The sequence below is a fragment of the Streptomyces sp. NPDC005799 genome (assembly GCF_040630525.1).
Lineage (GTDB): Bacteria > Actinomycetota > Actinomycetes > Streptomycetales > Streptomycetaceae > Streptomyces > Streptomyces griseorubiginosus_B.
Genome location: NZ_JBEXXQ010000071.1, coordinates 1 through 20,626, shown reverse-complemented (window position 1 = coordinate 20,626; position 20,626 = coordinate 1). Strand labels below are relative to the sequence as shown.

At 68.7% G+C, this 20,626-nt stretch carries 20 protein-coding genes and 2 pseudogenes; 7 read left to right on the top strand and 15 right to left on the bottom strand.

The features are described from left to right. Positions 1-16: 16 nt before the first annotated feature. Positions 17-769: an enoyl-CoA hydratase-related protein gene (locus ABZ453_RS44190; protein ID WP_359024622.1), complete on the bottom strand. Its 753-nt coding sequence runs from the start codon at positions 767-769 to the stop codon at positions 17-19. 222 nt (positions 770-991) lie between these two features. Between ABZ453_RS44190 and ABZ453_RS44185 the strand changes: the two genes are divergently transcribed. Next, on the top strand, positions 992-2,608 hold the full coding sequence (locus ABZ453_RS44185) for a class I adenylate-forming enzyme family protein (RefSeq protein ID WP_359024620.1): 1,617 nt from the start codon (positions 992-994) through the stop codon (positions 2,606-2,608). 20 nt (positions 2,609-2,628) lie between these two features. On the opposite strand, the gene ABZ453_RS44180 is transcribed toward ABZ453_RS44185, so the two are convergent. The 3 genes from ABZ453_RS44180 to ABZ453_RS44170 all read right to left on the bottom strand — a co-directional run bounded on the left by ABZ453_RS44180 (position 2,629) and on the right by ABZ453_RS44170 (position 5,384). Next, positions 2,629-3,882, bottom strand: a complete 1,254-nt coding sequence (locus ABZ453_RS44180) for an NtaA/DmoA family FMN-dependent monooxygenase (RefSeq protein ID WP_359024618.1) — start codon at positions 3,880-3,882, stop codon at positions 2,629-2,631. A gap of 162 nt (positions 3,883-4,044) precedes the next feature. After that, positions 4,045-4,779 (bottom strand): NAD(P)-binding domain-containing protein, encoded by a 735-nt coding sequence (locus tag ABZ453_RS44175; RefSeq protein ID WP_359024616.1) that lies wholly within the window; start codon positions 4,777-4,779, stop codon positions 4,045-4,047. Positions 4,780-4,865: 86 nt separating this feature from the next. Beyond that, the gene (locus tag ABZ453_RS44170; protein ID WP_359024614.1) at positions 4,866-5,384 is read right to left on the bottom strand and encodes a helix-turn-helix domain-containing protein; all 519 of its coding nucleotides are present in this window, start codon (positions 5,382-5,384) and stop codon (positions 4,866-4,868) included. A 497-nt stretch (positions 5,385-5,881) separates the two neighbouring features. Between ABZ453_RS44170 and ABZ453_RS44165 the strand changes: the two genes are divergently transcribed. Continuing rightward, positions 5,882-6,838: a zinc-binding dehydrogenase gene (locus ABZ453_RS44165; protein WP_359024612.1), complete on the top strand. Its 957-nt coding sequence runs from the start codon at positions 5,882-5,884 to the stop codon at positions 6,836-6,838. 104 nt (positions 6,839-6,942) lie between these two features. Here ABZ453_RS44165 and ABZ453_RS44160 read toward each other — a convergent pair whose 3' ends face one another. From ABZ453_RS44160 to ABZ453_RS44145, 4 genes are read right to left on the bottom strand one after another with little or no spacing between them, the layout of a single operon-like run. Continuing rightward, complete coding sequence (locus ABZ453_RS44160) at positions 6,943-8,139, bottom strand: acyl-CoA dehydrogenase family protein (protein WP_359024610.1); 1,197 nt, start codon at positions 8,137-8,139, stop codon at positions 6,943-6,945. 1 nt (position 8,140) lies between these two features. Further along, entirely contained in the window at positions 8,141-8,491 is a 351-nt protein-coding gene (locus tag ABZ453_RS44155; protein ID WP_359024608.1) for a hypothetical protein, read from the bottom strand. 8 nt (positions 8,492-8,499) lie between these two features. Next, positions 8,500-9,879, bottom strand: a complete 1,380-nt coding sequence (locus ABZ453_RS44150; RefSeq protein WP_359024606.1) for an acyclic terpene utilization AtuA family protein — start codon at positions 9,877-9,879, stop codon at positions 8,500-8,502. Continuing rightward, on the bottom strand, positions 9,876-10,640 hold the full coding sequence (locus tag ABZ453_RS44145; RefSeq protein ID WP_359024604.1) for an enoyl-CoA hydratase-related protein: 765 nt from the start codon (positions 10,638-10,640) through the stop codon (positions 9,876-9,878). Before ABZ453_RS44145 ends, ABZ453_RS44150 begins: the two co-directional genes overlap by 4 nt. Positions 10,641-10,765: 125 nt before the next feature. On the opposite strand from ABZ453_RS44145, the gene ABZ453_RS44140 reads away from it, so the two are divergent. Further along, positions 10,766-11,467: a GntR family transcriptional regulator gene (locus ABZ453_RS44140; protein ID WP_359024602.1), complete on the top strand. Its 702-nt coding sequence runs from the start codon at positions 10,766-10,768 to the stop codon at positions 11,465-11,467. Between the two features lie 82 nt (positions 11,468-11,549). Then, positions 11,550-12,017 carry an SRPBCC family protein gene (locus ABZ453_RS44135; protein WP_359024600.1) on the top strand — a complete coding sequence of 156 codons (468 nt, stop codon included), beginning with the start codon at positions 11,550-11,552 and terminating at the stop codon, positions 12,015-12,017. 12 nt (positions 12,018-12,029) lie between these two features. On the opposite strand, the gene ABZ453_RS44130 is transcribed toward ABZ453_RS44135, so the two are convergent. The 4 genes from ABZ453_RS44130 to ABZ453_RS44115 all read right to left on the bottom strand — a co-directional run bounded on the left by ABZ453_RS44130 (position 12,030) and on the right by ABZ453_RS44115 (position 16,441). Continuing rightward, entirely contained in the window at positions 12,030-13,172 is a 1,143-nt protein-coding gene (locus ABZ453_RS44130; protein WP_359024598.1) for an iron-containing alcohol dehydrogenase family protein, read from the bottom strand. Further along, positions 13,169-14,269, bottom strand: a complete 1,101-nt coding sequence (locus tag ABZ453_RS44125) for an acyl-CoA dehydrogenase family protein (RefSeq protein ID WP_359024595.1) — start codon at positions 14,267-14,269, stop codon at positions 13,169-13,171. The genes ABZ453_RS44130 and ABZ453_RS44125 overlap by 4 nt, the downstream gene beginning before the upstream one ends. After that, the gene (locus ABZ453_RS44120; RefSeq protein WP_359024684.1) at positions 14,259-15,527 is read right to left on the bottom strand and encodes an acyl-CoA dehydrogenase family protein; all 1,269 of its coding nucleotides are present in this window, start codon (positions 15,525-15,527) and stop codon (positions 14,259-14,261) included. Before ABZ453_RS44120 ends, ABZ453_RS44125 begins: the two co-directional genes overlap by 11 nt. 284 nt (positions 15,528-15,811) lie before the next feature. Further along, positions 15,812-16,441: a TetR family transcriptional regulator gene (locus ABZ453_RS44115; protein ID WP_359024593.1), complete on the bottom strand. Its 630-nt coding sequence runs from the start codon at positions 16,439-16,441 to the stop codon at positions 15,812-15,814. 105 nt (positions 16,442-16,546) lie between these two features. Between ABZ453_RS44115 and ABZ453_RS44110 the strand changes: the two are divergent. Further along, positions 16,547-17,117: pseudogene (locus ABZ453_RS44110) on the top strand (LLM class flavin-dependent oxidoreductase). Then, positions 17,059-17,277 (top strand): annotated as a pseudogene (locus ABZ453_RS44105) (transposase); the annotation flags it as partial. The pseudogenes ABZ453_RS44110 and ABZ453_RS44105, both read left to right, overlap by 59 nt. 124 nt (positions 17,278-17,401) lie before the next feature. On the opposite strand, the gene ABZ453_RS44100 reads toward ABZ453_RS44105, so the two are convergent. Further along, entirely contained in the window at positions 17,402-18,379 is a 978-nt protein-coding gene (locus ABZ453_RS44100) for an NmrA family NAD(P)-binding protein (RefSeq protein ID WP_359024591.1), read from the bottom strand. Between the two features lie 66 nt (positions 18,380-18,445). After that, positions 18,446-19,261, bottom strand: coding sequence for an oxidoreductase (locus ABZ453_RS44095; RefSeq protein WP_359024682.1), 816 nt, complete (start codon positions 19,259-19,261; stop codon positions 18,446-18,448). Positions 19,262-19,362: 101 nt separating this feature from the next. Between ABZ453_RS44095 and ABZ453_RS44090 the strand changes: the two genes are divergently transcribed. Next, complete coding sequence (locus ABZ453_RS44090; RefSeq protein ID WP_359024680.1) at positions 19,363-19,878, top strand: helix-turn-helix domain-containing protein; 516 nt, start codon at positions 19,363-19,365, stop codon at positions 19,876-19,878. 7 nt (positions 19,879-19,885) lie between these two features. On the opposite strand, the gene ABZ453_RS44085 is transcribed toward ABZ453_RS44090, so the two are convergent. After that, positions 19,886-20,455: a TetR/AcrR family transcriptional regulator gene (locus ABZ453_RS44085; protein WP_359024589.1), complete on the bottom strand. Its 570-nt coding sequence runs from the start codon at positions 20,453-20,455 to the stop codon at positions 19,886-19,888. Between the last annotated feature and the right edge of the window lie 171 nt (positions 20,456-20,626).

Genomic DNA, 20,626 nt, shown 5'->3' with positions numbered 1-20,626 from the left:
GTCAGACGGCTGCGCTTCAGGATGTGATCCGTTTCCGCATGGCCTCGCGGGCCGCGACGCGGCCGGGGTCCTGTGACGTCCGGTCGAACGCGCGCGCCTCCAGTTCGAGCTGCTCGGCGAGATGTCGCTGGTGTGCGTCCTTCAGCAGCCGCTTGGTCACGGAGACGCTGACGCCCGGCATGGCCGCCAGGCGGTCGGCCAGTTCGACCGCCCGGTCCAGCAGCTCCTCGTGCGGCACCACGCCACTGACCAGCCCCCACTCCAGCGCCGCCGCCGCGTCGAGGCGCACGTCGGTCAGGAGCAGCTCGAAAGCCCTGGTGTAGCCCAGCACTCGTACCAGGTGATGCGTGGCGCCGTTGTCCGGGGAGAGGCCGACGGCGGCGAACCCCGCGGAGAAGGACGCGTGCTCGGAGGCCAGGCGCAGATCGGCGGCGGCCGCGAGGGACAGACCGGCGCCGAGGGCGGGCCCGTTGACCGCGGCGATCACCGGGATGTCGAGCTCGTCCAGCTGCGCCACCACGGGGTGGTAGAAGCGTCGCATCCGGCGCGACGCCGGCGCGTAGTCCGGCTTCGGGGCACGGATGTCACCACCGGCGCAGAAACCCTTGCCCGCCCCGGTAAGGACGATCGCGCGAGCCTTGTCCCGCGCGTCGACGAGCGCCTCGGAGAGCTCGTCGAACAGCTCGGGGATGACCGCATTGAGCCGCTCGGGGCGGTTCAGGGTCAGAATGTGGACTGTCTCGTGTGTCCGGGTCTGGATGTGCGGCATGGGCAGTCACGACCTTCGATAGCGGCGACGACGGGGCCGACGAGAGCAGGCCCTTTCAGCTGTGAGGAGGTCGGCTGCGAGCGGACGTCTGCCGCGCCGAGGACCTCCTGGCAGCATCGTAAGATCCCGGGCCGTTTGGTCTACTATATTGCATGACATCTTGACGGCAGGCGAGGCGCCGACCACTTGCGCAATGTCGCGCGAGAAGGAAGAGGGGCGTTCATGGCAGAACTCGGCAGCAACCTCCCGCTCGGGGACGTGGCCGGCAACCCGTGGCGGGCAAGGGTCATCAGCGAGGCCCTCGACGAGGCCGTCGTCCAGTGGCCCGGTCGCCCAGCAGTGGTCGACGGTGACACGACTTTGACGTTCAGCGAACTCGCAGTGCGCCGTGACGCTCTCAGCGCGGTCCTGACCGAGCGCGGGATCGTACCGGGCACGCACGTCGCGCTGTATCTCAGGCGCTGCTGGGAACACGTCGTCCTCCTGCATGCCCTGTGGCGCGTGGGGGCCGTGGTCATCACGCTCAACACGGCCTGGGAAGCCGACGAGTTGGACTACGCTCTCCGGTTCACCGACGCCGAGTTCGTCTTCCTCAGCGCGGCCGTGGCGGGAAAGCCCATTGCGCAGCGCCTTACCGCCCTCGGACTGCCGCAGGACGGACCCGTCACCGGTTCCCGGTATCCCGCGCTGCGCGCCGTGGTCGTCGAAGACCGAGACGCGACTTCCCATGACTGGCACCTGCAGGAGTGGCTGAGCGCTGACGCGGGCCTGCCCCCGAAACCCGCCGACAACCAGGACGCGATGGTCCTGTTCACGTCGGGCTCGACCGCACGCCCCAAGGGCGTCGTCGTCCGTCAGGAGTCGCTGCTGGGATCGGCGCACTTCTTCATGGGCCGACTGGGGCTCACCCCCGACGACCGCTTTCTCGGACTCGGTCAGTACTTCCACGCCGGCGGGCTCGTCCAGCTGCTGGGGCCCCTCCTCCACGGCTCCGCCCACTACCTCTACGACGGCTTCCAGCCCGCCGAGATGGCTCGGGCGGCCCACGAGCACGCGATGACCGCCACCACCGGTTTCGACCTGGTCCTGTCCCGACTGCTGGGCGAGTTCGAGAAGAACGCCTGGCCGTGTCCGTTCCGGAAAGTCGGGTGCGCGCCTGGAACGACCGTCCACGACCGACTGGAGGACCTCGGCGCCACGGTCGTCATGATGTACGCGATGAGCGAAGCCGCGAACATGGTCACCCTGACCGAACCGCACCTCGAGTCCGAGCGCGGCAGGATGAGCAACGGCTACCCCTTGCCCGGGGTGACCGTCCGCATCTGCCACCCGGACACCGGGGCACCGCAGTCGGCCGGCGCCGCGGGGGAGATCTGCTTCAAGGGCTGGAACCTCTTCTCCGGGTACTTCAAGGCTCCTGAGCTGACACGCCAGGTGATCGACGGCGACGGGTTCTTCCACACCGGCGACCACGGCTGGCTGGACGACGCGGGGCGGCTCTACTACCGGGGCCGCTACTCCATGATGATCAAGACGGGTGGCGAGAACGTCTCCGAGACGGAGGTGGAGGACTTCCTGGTCCGCGAGATCGAAGGAGTGGTCGCCGCGGCGGTGGTCGGAGCGCCGGACGAGCGCTGGGGCGAAGCCGTCGTCGCCTACGTGGAACTCGCACCCGGCGTGGCCTTCGCCCCGGACGCGCTGCGCGAGGCGTGCCGCGGACGGCTCGCCGGTTACAAGATCCCCAAGTGGTTCCATGAGATCACCCCGGGCCAGTGGCCCACGACGCCGATGGGCAAGCTGCGGAAGCAGGACCTCCGCGCCGCCGCGCGGCATCCGTGACCGAGATGATCGGCCGAGCATTACCGGGCCGGTTCCGTGACGCGGAGGTCGAGCCCGTACTGGTCGCGGGCCCCGAGATGGTGCCGCAGGGTGGGGCCCTCGTAGTCGAGATGGAACAGTTCGCGTTCCTGCAGGGGCGGGACGACCTGGCCGACGAAGGCGTCGACGCCCACGTGGTAGCCGTCGATGGCCAGCGAGAAGCCGTCACAGGCTCCCGCCTCGGACCAATCCTGCATGTGGTCGGCCACGTCGACCGCGGTGCCGGATACGACCGGGTGGTAGTCGATGACCCCGTGCGCGAGCACGTCGCGCAGACTCCAGCCTTCGCGGGCCACCTCGAGGGCACGAGCGGAGCGCGGGTCGTGCGGGCTGGGTACGGCGTCGGCGAGCTGGCTGTCGGTCAGCCGCTCGTCGATCTGGTCGTAGCCGAGCGGCAGACCGATCATGGCACCGAGGTAGCACACACGCTGGTGGAGGTCGACCGACTCGTCCAGGAAACGGCGCCGGTCGAGGGCGGCACGGCGGGAGGCCGCGATGGTCGGCATGAAGCCGGCGAACATCTTCACCTCGTCCGGGTCGCGTCCGGCTCGCTTGGCGGCATCGCGCTGAGCCTGACCGTCTTCGACGGTGTGCGGGTTGACGTAGACGCCGTCGGCGTAACGCCCCGCCAGTTCCAGTCCGTTCAGGCCGCCGCCCGCCTGGAAGATGACGGGCTGACCCCGCTCGGACGGAGGGATGGACAGCGGGCCGCGGGAGGCAACGTGACGGCCCTGAATGTTGACGGGCTGGATCTTGCTCATGTCGGCGAACCGCTTGCCGCCCACATCGCGGACCCAGGCGTCCTTCTCCCAACTGCCCCACAGCGCCTGCACGATCTGCACGACCTCGTGTGCGCGCTCGTACTTCTCCGCACGCGGCGGTATCTGACGGCCGAAGTTCGCCGCGGCGGCGGGATCCGAGGTGGTGACCGCGTTCCAGCCGGCCCGGCCGTGGCTGATCACGTCCAGGGCCTTGAACTGGCGGGCGAGGTTGTAGGGCTCGTTGAAGGTGGTGGAGGCGGTGGCGACAAGACCGATCCGCTCGGTCTCGCGGGCCACGGAGGTCATGACCAGCAGCGGGTCGACGGGGAAGTGGGGGGCCTGGTCTTCGAGGTCCACGTCCAGGACCGGGGTGTCCGCGAAGAAGAGGAGTTGGATCTTGCCGCGCTCGGCGGCCTGGGCGTACCGCACGAACTGGTCCATGTCCGTATAGCGGGCCAGAGGCCGATTTGCCATGGCCGCTCCTCCCTGTGAAGCGCGGTGTGACGGGTCGAGAACGGTCGGCCTCTCGACATCCGTCCTGGCATGGACTCGAAGTGGGCCGGATGCAGGCTGGGTGCTGTGGGTCCGGGCACCCAGCCGCGACCGGCTCGTAAACCCTGGTTCAAGGCCGCCGTTTCAGCGGTGGGCGGCGCGGTTCATCTCGACGACGTCGTCGTGCGTCGGCGCGTCCCCGAGTGCGGCGAAGCGCTCCATCATGCTGTCGCGGACCTGCGCGTCCTTTACCCGGTCGGCGGCGGCCAGGGCGGCCGGCAGTTCGTCGAGGGTCAGCTCCGTGCAGTAGGCGGGGCCCATGGGCTGCTGGCGCCAGGAGTCGGCGAGCACGCCGGCGTCGTACGCGTCGAAGCCGGTGTCGTCCACGAGCCGCATGGCCACGCGCCGGGCCTCGTCGGAGTCGCCCGCCACCGGGATGGCGATACGGCCCGGCGTCCCCGCCGGGACACCCTTCGCCCGCTGGGTCTCGGCCAGGGCGGCGTTCCACGCCTTGACCAGGGGCCTGCCCAGGGCCTGGGCGTTCCGGACGGTCTCCACCTCCCCCTTCTCCACTTCCTCGATCCGGCCGTTGAGGTGCGGGTAGTAGTTGGAGGTGTCGATAACCACCGTCTCCTCGGGCACGGAGGCGAACAGGCCGGCCAGTTCGGGGACCCGGTCGAAGGGGATGGACAGGACGATCACTTCCCTGTCCTGGACGGCCGCGTCGAGGTCCACCGCGCGGGCTCCCGAGGCGAGGACCTCGGCGGGGACGGCCTCGGGCCCGCGGACGTCCGCGACCTGAACGTCGTGGCCCGCCTCGCTGAGCTTGCGGGCCAGGTTGCCTCCGATGGCACCCGCGCCGATAACGGTGATCTTCATTGTTTTCTTCCTTTCCAAGGTTGCATCGCCCCTGAGGGGCAACGCAAGGTCTGACGGTGCGGTGAGGCCGATGGCGATGCGGCGGGCTACACCCACTCGCGCGGCTCGCTGTATCCGTTTTCGATGAGGGAACGCAGGCGGCCCGACGACTCCTCGTCGATGGCCGCGGTGCCCTTGACCCAGGCGATCGAGACCGCCGCGAGGAATAGGTCGTAGCCCTTGACGGACGGGCGCACATGCCCGGCGAGCGGTGCGGCTCTGACGTATCCCTCGGTCGCGGAGATCAGGGTCTCGCAGGGCAGGGTGAGTGGATTTCCCGGATCGTGCGCCCTGGCCGCGGCCATGAGCGGCTCCGGCAGCCCGCTGAAGGCGCTGAAGTAGTCCTCCATGGAGCGCGACTGCAGCACGGCGGCCAGCAGCGCCTCCCGGCTCGGGAAGTGCCGGTACAACGTGCCTAGCCCGACACCCGCCTCCTTGGCGACCGCCTCCAGAGGCGTGCCGACGCCATGGGCCAGGAAGTGACGTTGCGCCGCATCCAGGAGGGCCACGCGGTTGCGCTGGACGTGCACCCGGGGCCTACGCCCCTGCTGTTCGTCGGCGACCATGCGTCCTCCCTGACCAGGTCATTTCTGCGATCCAAACGAAACGGAGGCTACCTCCGCACAGAGTCCACCGTAAAACGGAGGCACCCTCCGGTCAAATTCGGCTCCTGCGGATGGAACACATCCGTCACGAGGAACGGTAGCCCAAGATGGTATGGAGTACCACTTAGGGTCCGTGTACACTCGCGGCGAAGACCTACGAGTCCGGGCCTGGGCGGCCGACAGCGACTGGACGATCGCTGTCGCCGGCCGCATCGACGGCCAGGGGCGTAGGGCGACGGCGGGCCGCCATCCTCGAACCGCACAGCCGGCCTCGATGTGCCCCCCGACGGAACCGGGCGGCGCCCGGGTCCGAGAGACGGGAGCACACCGACTTCCGCCGCGCCGAACCGGGCGCGCCGGCGGCACGGACAGCTGCTGCATCAGCGCACATCAGGCACTTGAGTGTTGGCCTTCGAGCGAATACGCGCCGATGCCATACGAAAGGACAAGTGAGCGTCATGAAATCCTGGCGATTCCACGGGACCGGTCAGCCGTTGACCCTGGAAGAGGTGGACGCGCCGCAAGCGGGTCCCGGTGAGGTGGTCGTGGATGTAAAGGCCGCCGGCCTGTGTCACTCCGATGTGGGCACGCTCGACGATCCGGCGTGGATGCGGTCGTTCCCGCGCATCCCGATGACGCTCGGCCACGAGAACGCCGGGGTGATCAGCGAGGTCGGCCCGGGGATGGACGGGTGGAAGGTGGGTGACCGGGTCGGGCTGTCGCCGCTGATGCCCGACGGTGACGCCATCGGTTACGGCGCCTGGGACGGGGGCTACGGTCCCAAGGTGCGTGCCACCGAGGCGAACCTCGTACGGCTGCCGGAGGAGCTCTCCTTCGAGATGGGAGCCATGGCGACCGATGCGGGTCTCACTTCCTACCACGCCGTGGTGACACGCGGCGGTGCGAAGGAAGGCATGCGGGTCGGGGTGATCGGGCTCGGCGGTCTGGGGTACATCGGCGCGCGCATCGCCGCGCTCAAGGGAGCCGAGGTCTACGCCGCCGACCTCAACCCGGCCGCCCGGGAACTCGCTGACGAGATCGGGCTGGCCCGCGTCGCCGAGTCGATCACCGAGTTCGCGGACAAGGACCTGCCGCTGATCGTGGACTTCGCGGGGTTCGGAACGACGACGGCCCAGGCAGTGGAGACGCTCGGTCAGTTCGGGACACTCGTGCAGGTCGGCCTGGGGCGCAATGAGTCGACGGTGAACACCCAGACGATCGTCTTTAAGCAACTGCAGATCCTCGGCTCCCTGTCGGGCACGAAAGAGGACCTCACCGAGCTCTACGAGCTCATGCGCGGCGGACAGCTGAACCCACCAATCAACCTGATCAGTCCCGACCGCATCCCCGAGGGGTTGGAGCGCCTCCGCAAGGGCGGTGTCGTCGGCCGCCTCGTCGCCCGGTACGAGGACTGAGCGGCGGGACCGGCGAAGGCTCCTGGTGGTGGTTCCGGAGTCTTCACTCCGGCACCACCACCAGGAGCCGCGTTTCGTCACTGCCTCGTCAGGACGGGGGCGGGTCAGTAACTCTTCTCGAGCCCCAGCACCTTCTCCCCGATGAAGTTGAGCACCATCTGGTTGTTGACGGGAGCGATCCGATGAGGCCGTAGCTCGATCCAGTGGCGGCCGATGTGGTACTCGGTGGCGAACGAGTAACCGCCGTGCACCTGCATGACCGCGTCCGCGGTGCGGAAGGCGGCCTCGGAGGCCAGGTACTTCGCCATGTTGGCGAGACGGCCGATCTCCTTGGCGGGGGCGCCCGCGTCATAGGCAGCGGCCGCTTCCCGCACCGCGAGGGCGGCGGCGCTGAGCTGGATGTAGGAGTCGGCCAGAGGGTGCTGCACGGACTGGTTCTTGCCGATCGTGCGCCCGAAGACGACCCGTTCGCCGGCGTAGTCCACTCCGCGCTCCAGGCACCAGCGGCCCATGCCGACGCACTCGGCGGCCAGCAGGATGCGCTCGGAGTTCACGCTCGCCAGGATCTGCCGGAACCCCTGTCCCTCCTCGCCGACCAGGTCGGACGCCGGGACGGGGAGGTTGTCGAACCACACCTCGTTGGAGTCGACGGCGTTGCGTCCAAGCTTGGCGATCTTCTTGATGGTCACCTGCGGAACCTTCAGGTCGACCAGAAGCATCGACATGCCCGAGGTCTGTTCCGCCCCGTCCTCCCCACGGCTGGTGGTACGGCACAGCAGCAGGCACTTCTCGGCGCGCTGGGCATGGGAGTTCCACACCTTCTGCCCGTTGACGATGTAGTGATCGCCCTGCCGCACGGCGGTCGTCTTGATGCGGGAGGTGTCGGTGCCCGCGTCCGGCTCGGTGACACCGAAACTGACCACGAGGTCGCCGGCGACCATGCGCTCGAGGTACTTGTCCTGCAGTTCGCGGCTGCCGTACTTGATGATCGAGCCCAGGGCGATGTGGCTGGAATGCACGGTGCTGCAGGCTGCTGTGGCTCCGCCGCCTGCTCCGACCTCCTCCAGCATGGCCGCGGCCTGACTGATACTGGCGCCTCCGCCGCCGTACTGCTCGGGCACCGTCATGGTGGTGAACCCGCTCTCGACGAAGTCCCGGTAGTACTCCTCCGGGAACTCCTGGCGTTCTTCTTTCTCGCTCCAGTACTCCAGCGGGTACTTGGCGTTGATCGCCTTGACCGCGTCCCGGATGTCGTCGTGCCCGAGCGTCGTGATCGGGAGGTGTTCCTGCTTGATGGTCATGTCAGTTGAGCCCCTCGTCGTCGGCGCCCGCGCTCAGCAGGGTGGATTCGGTGTCGGTGAGCTCGATCTCGAGGAAGCACAACGCATCGGCGAGCGCCTTCCCCTGGGGGTCCAGGCGGAGGGTGCTGGTACCGCCGCGACCGAGGATCCCGTGCAGCAGGAAGTTGAGTGCGTTGAGGTTCTCGAGCTCGAAGCGTTCGGTGCGCTTGGCACGGTCGGAGAAGTAGTCCTGCACGACCTCCGCGGTCAGCTCCCTGTGCAGGGCGGGATACCAGTGCTGATGCCGGGCCGCCACGCCGATGTTCGCGGTGCCGCCCTTGTCCCCGGAACGCGCGTAAGCGATGCGACCCACCGGAACTCTCATGAGGGAGTGCCTTCCTGGAGGAGTTCGACGCTCGGGTGGACGAGTTCCCGGGGCGCGAGAGTGGGCCAGTAGCTCACCACCGACGACACCCGCGCCCTGCCGGGGGACAGCGTGGTCTTGCCAGGTGGTCCGTGGAACACGGTGCCCAGTTCGACGACCACGCGTTGCAGTGCCGCGCGGTCCTGCGATCGGGCGGCAAATCGCAGCACCACCTCGCTCGGCCGGCCGGTGAAGGTGCGGGGCGTCCTGCGCTCGTGGACCGCGTCCATCCCGATGAGGTCCCAGTGCACGGCGTCGATCGGGAGACCGAGGCGGGCGATGCGGCGCTCGAGCACCTCTCGTGCTTTGCGGGCCCTGCCGACGGCGTCCGGCGCCGAGTAGAGCCAGAGCGAGCTGGTCGTGTACCCGTCCGTGTAGCTGGCGGACACCTTCAGGGTCCGTGGGGCGGGGCGTCCGCTCGCACCGGTGATCTCCACGACGTCGGGGGCGAGTTGGCTCACCCGCAGGGTGGTCCAGTCCGCGGACACGTCCGGGGTCAGGTAGGCGCGTGGGTCGCCGATCTCGTAGAGCAGCTGCTCGATCGTCGTCGACACGTCCACCACACCGCCGCTGCCCGGTGTCTTGCTGAGCTCGATGCGGCCGTGTCCGTCGACCTCGACGATCGGAGAGCCGATCTCCGCCATGTCCGGGACGTCCTCCCAACCCGCCTGGTGGTTGCCCCCGGTGACGTGTGCGCCGCACTCGATCAGATGGCCCGCGACGATGCCGGCCGCGAGCAGGTCCCACTCGTCGTGCTTCCATCCGAACGCGTGCCGAAGGGCTCCCAGGGTCAGGGACGGGTCGGCCACCCGGCCCGCGATCACCACGTTCGCCCCGCGCCGCAGCGCTTCGACCACCGGTTCGGCACCGATGTAGGCATTGGCGCCGGCGAGCCGGCCGGCCACGTCGGAGAACGGCTCCCCGGTCTCCGTGTTGTCCAGGCCGACCCCCCGCTCGAGGAGTTCGCCGACGCGGGGCATCAGGTCGTCACCGGAGATCGCCGCGACACGTACGCGGTCGCCGACGCCGAGTTCCCGGGCCAGTTCCTGGACGCGCCGCGCACAGCCCACCGGGTTCACGCCGCCCGCGTTGCAGATGATGGTGACCCCGCGGTCGACCGCGTCGACCAGTACGTCGCGCAGGATCGGGATGATGTCGGTCGCGTAGCCAGCGTCGGGGTCGCGTTGCATCTGCTTGCGCAGGATCGACATCGTGACCTCGGCGAGGAAGTCCATCACCAGGTAGTCGAGTGCGCCCTCGCGGACCAGCTTGCCTGGGGCCGAGATGTCGTCGCCCCAATAGCCGAGACCACCCCCGATGCGCACGCTCGTCTTCATCGGTTCTTCCATTCCGGTCGGCGGCCCTCACGGAACGCGCGCGGGCCTTCCCGGGCGTCCTCGCTGTCGTAGACGGGCCGGAAGAGTTCCTTGGCGATGGCGCCGGTGGCCCCCACTCCGGCTTCCGCCCCCACGCGCATGAGCCACTTGAAGGCTTTGACCGACAGCGGGGCGTTGTCGGCGATGGTCCGCGCGGTGGCCCAGGCCCGGGGAAGCAGTTCGGACGGCGGTACCACCTCGTTGACCAAGCCGACCTCGTAGGCCCGGCGGGCCGTGATCGGCCGCGCGGTCAGCAGCAGCTCGGCCAGCACCCGTCGTGGGAGCATGCGGGTCAGGGGCGCCGCCCACGGAGCGCCCCGGCTCCAGCGTGCCTCGGAGATGGCGAAGGACGCGGTTTCCGATGCCAGGCAGAGATCGCCGAACTGTGCCAGGCGGAACCCGCCGGCATAGGCGGCGCCGTTGACCGCCGTGATGACCGGCTTCTCGATGAAGTCGTCCGGCCCGAACTCGGCAAAGTAGTCCGTGGGCGGGCGGCCGACGGACCGGTCGGCCATCTCTTTGAGGTCGGCTCCCGCGCAGAAGGCCTTCTCCCCCGCACCGGTAATGATCACGACCCGGTGCGAGTCGTCCGCCGCGAACTCGTGCATCGCCGCCGCGAGAGCCTCCCGCAACGCACTGTTGACCGCGTTACGTGCCTCCGGCCGGTTGAGAGTGAGCAGGAGGACGCCATCGCGCGATTCGGACTGCAGGACGTCGGTCATCAACACCTCCTCATCATCGTGTCGATTATCTTGCATGCAATTATGCTCACCGTCAACGACGCCTGTCGTAGCAACTGTGCATGTAAGATGGTCCACATGATTCTCTTCGACCGGAGAAGCGCTGCATGGCCGACGACCCGTTGACCGACGACCTGTGCCGACTGATCCGCACCGGAGAACTGTCTCCCGGTCAGCGCGTTGACCAGCGGCTCATCGCCGAACGACTCCAGGTCAGCAGGACACCCCTGCGAGAGGCGCTGAGAGCTCTCGCCTCGGACGGCATACTCACGCGCGTGCCGAACGCGGGCTATGCCGTGGCGAAGCTGAGCGCCAGCGACCTGCTGCAGTGCTACTCCATGCGCACACTCCTGGAAACCGAGGTGCTGCGTTCCCTCGAGTGGCCCGGCCCGGACGGCCTCAACGAGCTCAGGGCCCTGAACGAGGCATGCCGCACCGCCGCCGAGGAAGGCGAGATCGACCGGCTCATCGAGGCCAATCGCGCGTTCCACTTCCTGACCTTCAGCTGGTCGCCCCTGAAGATCTTCGTCACCGAGATCGAGCGCATCTGGCGCCTCTCGGATCCGTACCGCGCGCTGCACTACCAGTCCGACCGCGAACGACGCAAGCGCGCCGCCGTCGACCACGACGCCATGATCGCCGCGATCGAGGCGGAGGACGCCGTTCAGCTCGTCGCCCTGATGGACCGGCACCGGTTCGGCTCACGCTCCATGCTGCAGAACATGCTCGGCCCCTCGGCCGATACCGCCGTCCTCACACTGCCGCAGGCCGCGAGAGAGCTTTCCGGCAGCTGGTCGCCGGTCGGCTGAAGGGAACCAAGTGCGGACTCCGGCTTTCCGCGCCCTTCTCCTGCATGCATAATTGCCTACACACTCAGGCTGGGAGGGTCACATGCGTAAGGTGTACGTGAGCACGGTCTTCGAGCAGCCCGTGGACGTGGTCTGGGCATCGCTCGGCGACTTTCACCGAGTCGACGCCTGGATGGAGAGAGTGCACACCTCGAGCCCGGAGGTCGGCGAGCAGGTGCCGACGATCGGTTCGGTGCGGCTGCTGACCGTCGGGGACGACCACCACATCGCACGAGAGCGGCTGGTCTCCTACGACGCGCGCAACCGCCTGATGACCTACGAGATGGCTCAGCACCACCTCCCCTTCGGGATGACGGACTATCTGGCCACCATTCACGTCCTGCCGGTCACCGACTCGGGTCGCACCTTCGTGGAGTGGTACGGAGAGTACGCATGCGCAAACGCGGAGGTGGCTCCGGCGATCGAGGCTGGTCTGCGCGACCTCTACGCCTCGTTCCTGAGCGATCTGCGCGCTCATCTCGAGGTTCCCGTCGTCACTTCGCCGGCCTGAGGGACGGACCGCTCACAGCGCTTCCTCGAGCACCTGCTCGAGGTCGCGTTCATGGAGCGGGAAGGTCGTCCCCCGGGAAGCGAAATCATCCATGGCCGAGTCGGCGAACAGCGGCACGTCACTTTCGGCGACACCGATCTCGCGCAGTCGTCGCGTGGGCGACAGCGGTGCCAGCAACTCCTCCACGGCGTCGGCCACGTCAACCGGCGCGACACCGAGGAGTTCCCCCACAGAGGTCAGGGCGGACGGGTCCCGCCTGCTCGCCAGCCGGAGAACATGGGGAAGCAGGATGCTGTCCACCAGGCCGTTGTGCACATGGACGCGGTGGCCCACGCTGTGCGACAACGCGGCGGTCAGGCCTCCCCCGGTGGAGTCCGTCCCCTCGCCCGAGAGCAAGGCCAGCAGGGTCAGTTCCACCCGCACCGCCGGATCGTCCCGCTGCTTCGCCAGCGCGACGATGCGGCCGGGGAGCTGCCGGACCGCGTGGCTGAGAGCGGCGTCGGCGTAGAGGTTCCGGCGCCGGGTCGTCATGCCCTCCAACGCCATGACGAGTGCGTTCAACGCCGCGTCACGCGCCACCGTGTCAGGTGCCCCGGCCGTCAGCTCGGGATCGACGATCACGCATCGGGCACGGGTCGCCGGATCGAACAGGGCGAGACGGCTGGTCGACTCCGGCCGGGTGACCGCAGCCCCGGCCTTCGGTGCCGCTGTCGTCGGTGTGGTCGCCAGGACCATCATGGGCAGCTTCGGCCGGGTCAGTCGGGGACTGACGAGGCCACCACCGGCGTCGCGCCGCGTCGCGAGCGCCTCGAGTTCGCCCTCCTCGCAGCAGAGGATGTTCGCGGCCCGCGCGGTCACCATGGCGGACCCTCCCCCGATCACCACGATCGCGTCGGCGGCCTGGAGTCGGCCGGCGACGGCCTGAACCATCTCGACCGGACTATGGGGACGGACGTCTGTCAGGACATCCGCGAAGCCGCGGCGGGTGCACCGTTCGACGCGGCTGAGCAGATCGTTGTCTCGAGCCACGCTCGGAGTGCACACCGCCATCGGCCGCACGGACCCGACCCGGTCCAGTTCCCCCGCGAGCCGCTCGGCGCTGCCGTCGCCCCAGTGCACGCGCAGGGACGTGCGCGAGAAGGACCAGGCCTTCATGGCGCTTCGCCGAGCCCGGTCCGGCCCGCGAGACGGTCGAGTTCGCGCTCGACGGTCGTGAACAAGCGGGCAGAGCTCAGCGCGCGCTTGTAGTAGAGGTGGCCGGGATGCTCCCAGGTGTAGCCGATGCCGCCGAGGATCTGGAGCATCGAGGCCGTCACGCGGACAGCGCAGGCTGACACGTGCGCATGGGTCATCGCCGCGAGTTCTTCCGGTGGGTCGACGCCCTCGGCGAGACTCCACGCGCCGTAACGCGCCACGTCCCGGGCGGTCTCCACGTCCACGAACATGTCGGCCAGGATGTGTTTGACGGCTTGGAAGCTCCCGATCGGGCGGCCGAACTGCTGCCGTTCACGGGCGTACGCCAGGGCCAGCTCGAACGCTCCCCGAGCGACACCGGCCACCTCGGCTGCAAGGAGCACCACCGGTACGGCGCGGGCGCGGACCAGGGCGGCCCGGTCGGTCCGCGTGTGTGCCGCCGTGGCCTCGGCGCCGGACAGCGTGAGGGTGGTCAGCGGCCGCGTGGGGTCCAGGGCCAAATCCAGCTCCATCCGCACACCCGAGGCGCCCCTGTGCACCCCGAAGACTCGTTCGTCGTCTCCCGCCCGTGCCACGACGAGGTGCAAGTCGGACCGGTCCGGGCACGGCACATGCATGATCCGGCCGTGCAACCGCCAGCCGTCACTCGTCTCCTCGGCCCTGACCGGCTCGCTCAGGCCCCCCGGGTCTGCCCAGGTCCCGATCACCTCGCCCGCGGCCAGCCCGGCCAGCCATGCCTGCGCCTGGTCGCCCCGGCCTGCCTGCAGGACGGCGACCGCGCAGCCGGCGCTGGCGAGCAGCGGCTGCGTCGACAGGTCGTACCCCGCCGCCTCGAGGACCACGGCGAGGTCGACGAGACTGCCTCCCGCTCCCCCGTCCGCCTCGGCCACGGCGATTCCGGCGAGCCCGAGTTCTCCCGCCAGTTGCGCCCAGACGCGAGGGTCGGCGACGGGCTTGCCCTCCAGCACCGCTTCGAGGTCCGAGGCACGTGCGCGCTCGAAGAACTGCCGGGCGTGCTGTGCCAGATCACGCTGCTCGTCGCTGAGATCAAACCGCACTGCTGTCCCCTCCTGCTTGCGCGTTCCGGGCCGCTGCGGGCCTCGGCTCCCGTGGTAGGCCGAGCACTCGTTCGGCGATGGTGTTGCGCTGGATCTGAAGCGAACCGCCGTAGACGGTTCCGGGCCGGGCGTGCAGAGCGTCCTGGATCCACACCGTGGCGGACGTCGGATCGAGGCCGAGCGGCTGAGGGCCGAGCGGCGCCACTGCGCCCGGACCGTCGAGGGACAGCGCGCGGGGTCCCAGGATGTCCAGGGCGAGTTCGGTGATCCGCTGGCGGTACTGGGAGGTGAACATCTTGGTAATCGACGACTCGGGGCCGGGCGGCGCGCCGGACACCCCGGCCGCGAGGCTGCGTAGCGCCAGGCAGCGCAGCACATGTACGTCGGCACGGCACCTCGCGATACTGGCTCGGACGGCCGAGTCCCCGGCAGCGCCCGTCGCCCGGGCCAGCTCCGTGAGCCGCTCGACCTCGATACGCGCGGCGGCGGCAGCGGCCACCCCTCCGGCACCCCGCTCGAAGCCCAGCAGTCCGAGAGCGACCTGGGCGCCGTTGCCGACTCCGCCCACCACGTGGGCGTGCGCGGCGGTCGCGTCGGTGAAGAACACTTCGGCGAACTCCGTCTCACCCGCCATGTTGCGGATGCCGCGAACGGTGACCCCGGGCTGGTCCATCGGCAGCAGCATGAAACTGAGCCCTCTGCCGCCTGGGGACGCGGGATCGGTCCGGAACAGGCCGAAGAGCCAGTTGGCGGTGACCCCTGCGGTCTGCCAGATCTTCTGCCCGTTGATCACCCAGGAGTCGCCCTGCCGGACCGCCCGGGTGCGGACGTTGAACAGGTCCGAGCCGGCCTCAGGCTCCGAGTAGCCCTGCGCCCACCTGATCTCGCCGGAAAGCGTGCGGGGGAGGAAGTACGCCTTCTGCTCCGCCGAGCCGTAGTGCATCAGCGTCGGTCCCAAAAGGACGATGCCGTTCGCGTCGTTCGCTGTCGGGAACTGTGGCGCCCCGGCCTCCGCGAGTTCCTCGGCCACGATCGACTGCTCGATCAACCCCAGGCCGCCCCCGCCGTACTCCGACGGCCAACCGGGCGCCAGCAGGCCCTGTTCCTGCAAGGCCTCCCGCCAGGACACACGAAACCCCTGACGCTCCCCTTCGGACAGGGCTCCGAGCCCACGCCAGTCAGGACCAAGCAACTGCCGGAGAAGCTCGCGGACTTGGATTCGGTAGGCCCGCTCCGTGTCCGAGTAGTGCAGATCCATCATCTCTCCCGGGACCAGACGACAGCGAGCCATAGCATACCCGATGGCATGCAATATGGCATGCCTCTTGTCGTCATAGAGACCCCGAGGACCGCCGTAGCACATCGCGCGGCGCTTGCGCGCCCGCAGCACAGGGCCTGTGGACGCAGTGGCGGGTCGCCGCCGGGCGGAGTAACTGCAGACTTAATGCGGAGCCTTACGCCCCCAACAGGCGGCGACTACAGGGATGGTGATACCTCCGCCGAGCACGAGACCGTGAACATCGGCGGCCGAGAGCTGTTCCGCTAGTCAACCAGTTCGCTCAGCGCACTCATCGCCTGGTCCACGAAAACGGCCAGCGGGGTCGTGCCGTCCGCGGCGGTCCAGGCATCAGTGGCGGCGTCGAGGCAGGAGATCGCCGACGCCACGAGGGCCTGGGCGCGAATATCGTCGGCAGACCCCGAGCCGCCGAGCCGCCGAGCGAGCACCGGCGCCATCATGCTCTGCCAGCCCTGCGTCTTCTCCCACTTGCGGGTCATCAGGGAACAGGCATCACTGAGCAGCTGCATCCGACTCAAGGACGGCTGCACCTCGTCAGCCTGCGGATCGGTGATCACGTCGAAGGAACGGCGCAGCGCTTCCCAGGGCCGCTCGTCGGCGGGTCGGGCGGCGAGCGCCGCGGCGACCTCGTGACCAAACTCGCCCACCTTGCGGAGAACGAGGTCCTCCTTGGTGCCGAAGTACCGGAAGAAGGTGGTTCGCCCCAGACCGGCCTCGGCCGCGATCTGCTCGACCGTCGTCTTGTCGAAGCCTTGCTCTGCGAAGAGCCGGAACGCCACCTCACTGACCTCCTCGCGCATGGCGGCGCGGGTCCTCTCCCGCAGCGAGGGGGACACGGCGGCGCGGGTGGATGAGGGGCTGGGCGCTTCGGGCATGCCAACCAGTGTAAAGCACAGGACCGAAATGGTACTGCGTTCCAGTACGGGTTACCGTTTCTGCAGCGGACTGAATGTCAGTGCCACCAGCAAGGACCGTCAGTCATGAAACTCCCCCTCGTCAAACTGGCCACCATGGCCACCGGTTCCGACAAACCCCAAGCTCTCCAGACTGCCGTCGAGGCCGCACGGCAGACGGAGGACCTCGGCTTCCACCGCATCTGGTACGCCGAGCACCACGACACCGCCAACTTCGCCTCCCAGGCACCGGAAATCCTCATCGCGCTGGCGGCCCCAGCGCATCCGAGTCGGCTCCGGCCCGGTGCTGCTCGACCACTACAGCCCCTACAAGGTCGCCGAGACTTTCCTTCAGTTCGAGGCTCTCGCGCCGGGACGCATCGCCCTCGGCCTCGGCCGGGCCACCACCGGCCCCGTGGCCGACCTCGCCCTGTGCCGTAACCGCAACAGCTCGCCGTTCGACAGCTACGACCAGCATGTACAGGAGGTGCTCGCCCACCTCGGCAACTGCGGCATCCTGGCGGTCATTGCCGTGGGGGCGGAAACCGACACCGGGGCTCGGAGACTCAACTGGTCGCGGCGCGCAGGGAAAAGGCGTCTCGCACAACGCGGAGATCGCCTGCACCCCGGCCAACGGTTCCTGGCTCGACCGGATTGAGGCCCAGTTCACCGCCCTGCGGCAGTCCGCGCTGGACGGCACCGACCATGCCCGGCACAAAGAGCAGGGAAGCATGATCCGCCGCTACATCATCCGGCGCACCGAGCACGCCATCAACGACCGCCTCTGCGGGGTCGTGAACAGGGCAAACGTCGCCTGATGCGGCACTTCGTACGGAGTGCTGACGCCAGCGTAGTCTCGCCGTCTCCCTCAACCGGTTCCGCCGGCGGCCCCGCCCCCGGGAACACCACCACTCGTCCTGTTCAGCCAGGAGGCGGTCAATGTCACAGACCAGTCGCCAGCTTCTGGATGCGAGGGTGGTTCCCCAGTGCCCAGCGGACAGTCTTCGGGGCGCGTCCGAGGAGGGTCTCCAGCTGGTCGGTGGTGCCACGGTAACCCCCGCCGCCCATCAACCTGGTCAGGGTCTTCAGGTGCTCCGCGGTGTGCGGGAACGAGGCCAGGGCGGCGTCCACGTAGGTCTCGTTCCAGGTTTCGATCCCGACGGGGACGTAGGTGACCGGGCGTCCGAGTACGGCCGCGTAGTCCTCCGCGAAGCCGTGCATGTTCTTCAACTCCGGGCCGTTGAGGACATAGGACTTGGAGATGTGCGGCGTCGGGTCGGTCAGGATCTTCACGCACAGCTCCGCCACGTCGTAACCCGCGATGGGCGCGAGCCGATGGTCGCCGAAGGGCAGGCGCAGTTCACCCTTGGTCAGCGGCTCCAGTGCCAGCCAGGTCATCAGGGGGTTCTCGACGAACATGGCAGCCCGCACATTGACGGTCGGCAGGCCGGACCACTCCAGCACCTGCTCGGCGACCCAATGGGCCCGCTGTTGCGGGGACCAGTCGGCGACAAGTCCGCCGAGCCACGCGCGCCGTTCTTCCTCCGCCGCGGTCATCTTCTCGAACGTCATGAATGACTGCTCGTACTCGGAGATGTTGACGAACGCCTCGATGCCGCCCTGGGCCCGCGCCGCAGCGGCCATCAGGCTCACGGCGTCGGTGTAGTACGGCGACAGGCTCATGCTGAAGTAGATACGCCGCACCCCCTTCAGAGCGGCAGTCACGTCGGCGATGGTGAGCAGGTCACCGACGAAGACCTCGGCGCCGGCCCGACGGAGCGAGTGCGCGCGTTCGTCGTCGTGGCGTACGAACGCCCTGACCGGCTGCCCTTGTTCAAGCAGCATGTCGACCATCGTCCGGCTCACACCACCGATCTCGCCGGCGGCACCGGTGATCAGGATGGGATTGCGCTCTGGCATGAAGGTGTCCTTTGTGTACTGGGGGTGAGACGGCCGTTCGGAAAGCCCAGGCACAGCGCCTGTGCGTCAGCCGGCCAGCTGGTTCATCTTGCGGATCTGTTTGTCGAAGACCCCGGCGGGAGCGAGGCGGCGCAGTACGCGTGCGCGTCCGGCCAAGGGACCGGCGGTGTAGCGCGGCTTCGGCTTCGGATCGGTCGCTGCCGCGACGATCGCCCTGGCGACGACAACAGGGGCGTCGCCACCCCTGACGGCCTCCGCCATGACGCGGTCGACGATCTGCCGCTGCTTCGCGTACGCGTCCAGCGGTGTGTCGGGCTTCGCACTGTTGGCCTCGAACCCGGTCCTGGTGTAGGCGGGTTCGACGATGAGCGCCCGGATACCGTGGTCACGGACCTCGTGGTCCAGGGATTCGGTGTAGCCCTCGACCGCGTGCTTGGAGGCGGCGTAGGCGGCCATGTAGGGCTGGGGCAGGAACCCGAGCACGGACGAGATGTTGATGATGCGTCCGCGCCGCTGAGCGCGCATGTGCGGCAGGACTTCGTTCACCATGCGCATGACCCCGAAGACGTTGGTATCGAAGACGGACCGGGCCTGCGCGAGGGAGGTTTCCTCGGCCGCACCCATGGAACCGACACCGGCGTTGTTGACCAGGACGTCGATCCGCCCGAACCGCTCGCTCACCTCGTGAACCGCGGCGGCGGCCGAGTCGTCGCCGGCGACGTCGAGTCCGAGGAACGTGACGCCGTCGAGCGGGGTGACGCGTGAAGTGTCACGGCTGGTGCCGACCACCTCGAATCCGGCTGCGCCCAGGGCCAGCGCGGTTTCCTTTCCAATGCCCGATGACGCGCCCGTCACGAGCGCCACTGGCCGACCTGTCGTCATCATGCACTCCTGAACCCTTCGAAACCGATCAGTTTCCGCTACCGTAAACCGATCGGTTTCCAGGCGCAAGTTCAGACAGGGAGAATGACCTCACGGGCAGGATCAGTGCGCAGGAGAGGCGCGAGGGAGTCATCCGTGCGGCGGTCGCCGAGTTCGCACGCACCGGCTACCACCGCACCTCCACCGCGGCGATCGCCGACCGGGTCGACGCCACGCAGCCCTATCTCTTCCGGCTCTTTCCCGGCAAGAAGGCGATCTTCGTCGCCGCACTGCTGCGGAGCATGGAAAACACCCGCCTGGCTATCGAGGCGGCGGCCGCGGGGGTGGCGGACGGTGAGCGGGCCCTCCAGGCGATGGCGAGCGCTTACTCGCGGCTGATCTTGACGCACCCCGAAACGCTCCTGATGCAGATGCAGGGATACGTTGCCGTGGCGGCCGCCGAGGCGCAGGGCGACGACCTGTTCGGTGAGGTCGTCCGGGCGGGCTGGATGAGGATCTGGGAGACCGTGCATCTGTCGCTGGGCGCCGACACCGACGAGACCGCGAGCTTCTTCGCGTGCGGCAGGCTCGGCAACACGCTTACGGCCATCGGGCTGCCCGCGGGTGCCGGGATGTGAGGGAGTTCTAGTGGACGCCCGCCGCGTCGAGCAGGGTGGTCACCGTGGGCGCGACGAGCCCGGTCAGGCTGTCGGCCTGGATTCCGGCGCGGGCACTGGCGCCGTCGAAGACCATGCTGAGCTGCCGGGCCAGCAAGTCCGGGCCGCTCGCCCCGCCCTGCTCGGCCTCGGCACGGAAGAAGGCGGTCAGGTCCGCCTTGACGCGGTGCGCCACCTGGCTTGCGGGGTGGCTCTGGTCCTTGAGTTCGATCTGCACGGCCAGGTACCGGCAGCCGTGGAAGTCGGGGGCGGCGGACTGTGATTCCACCTGCGCGAAGACGTGCAGGATCCGCTCGCGGGGTGACCGGCCGTCGTCCGCCGTGGGCAGGAGAGTCGCCACATAGGCGGAGGAGCGCTCCTTCAGGCTTGCTGCCAAGAGTTCGTCCTTGCTCTCGAACAGCTGGTACATGGAGCGCTTCGACACTCCTGCCGCCTTGCACAGGGCCTCGACGCCGATGCTGACGCCGTCTCGGTAGGTGAGGGTGGCCGCCGCCTCCAGCAGCCGCTCCCTGGGGCTCAGCTTCACTTCGGTGGTCATACCGCGAGGTTAACCCGAAGTGGACGAAATGAAAACCGTTCGGTTTCCAAGGGGTGGGGCAGAGGCTCGGCGACGGCCTGGGGGTACGGCGTGGAGCTGGAGATGCCGCCCAACCTGGAGTGGTTCCGCGGCCGCAAGGACGTGCTGCGGTTCCTGCACGCGCGCGTGCAC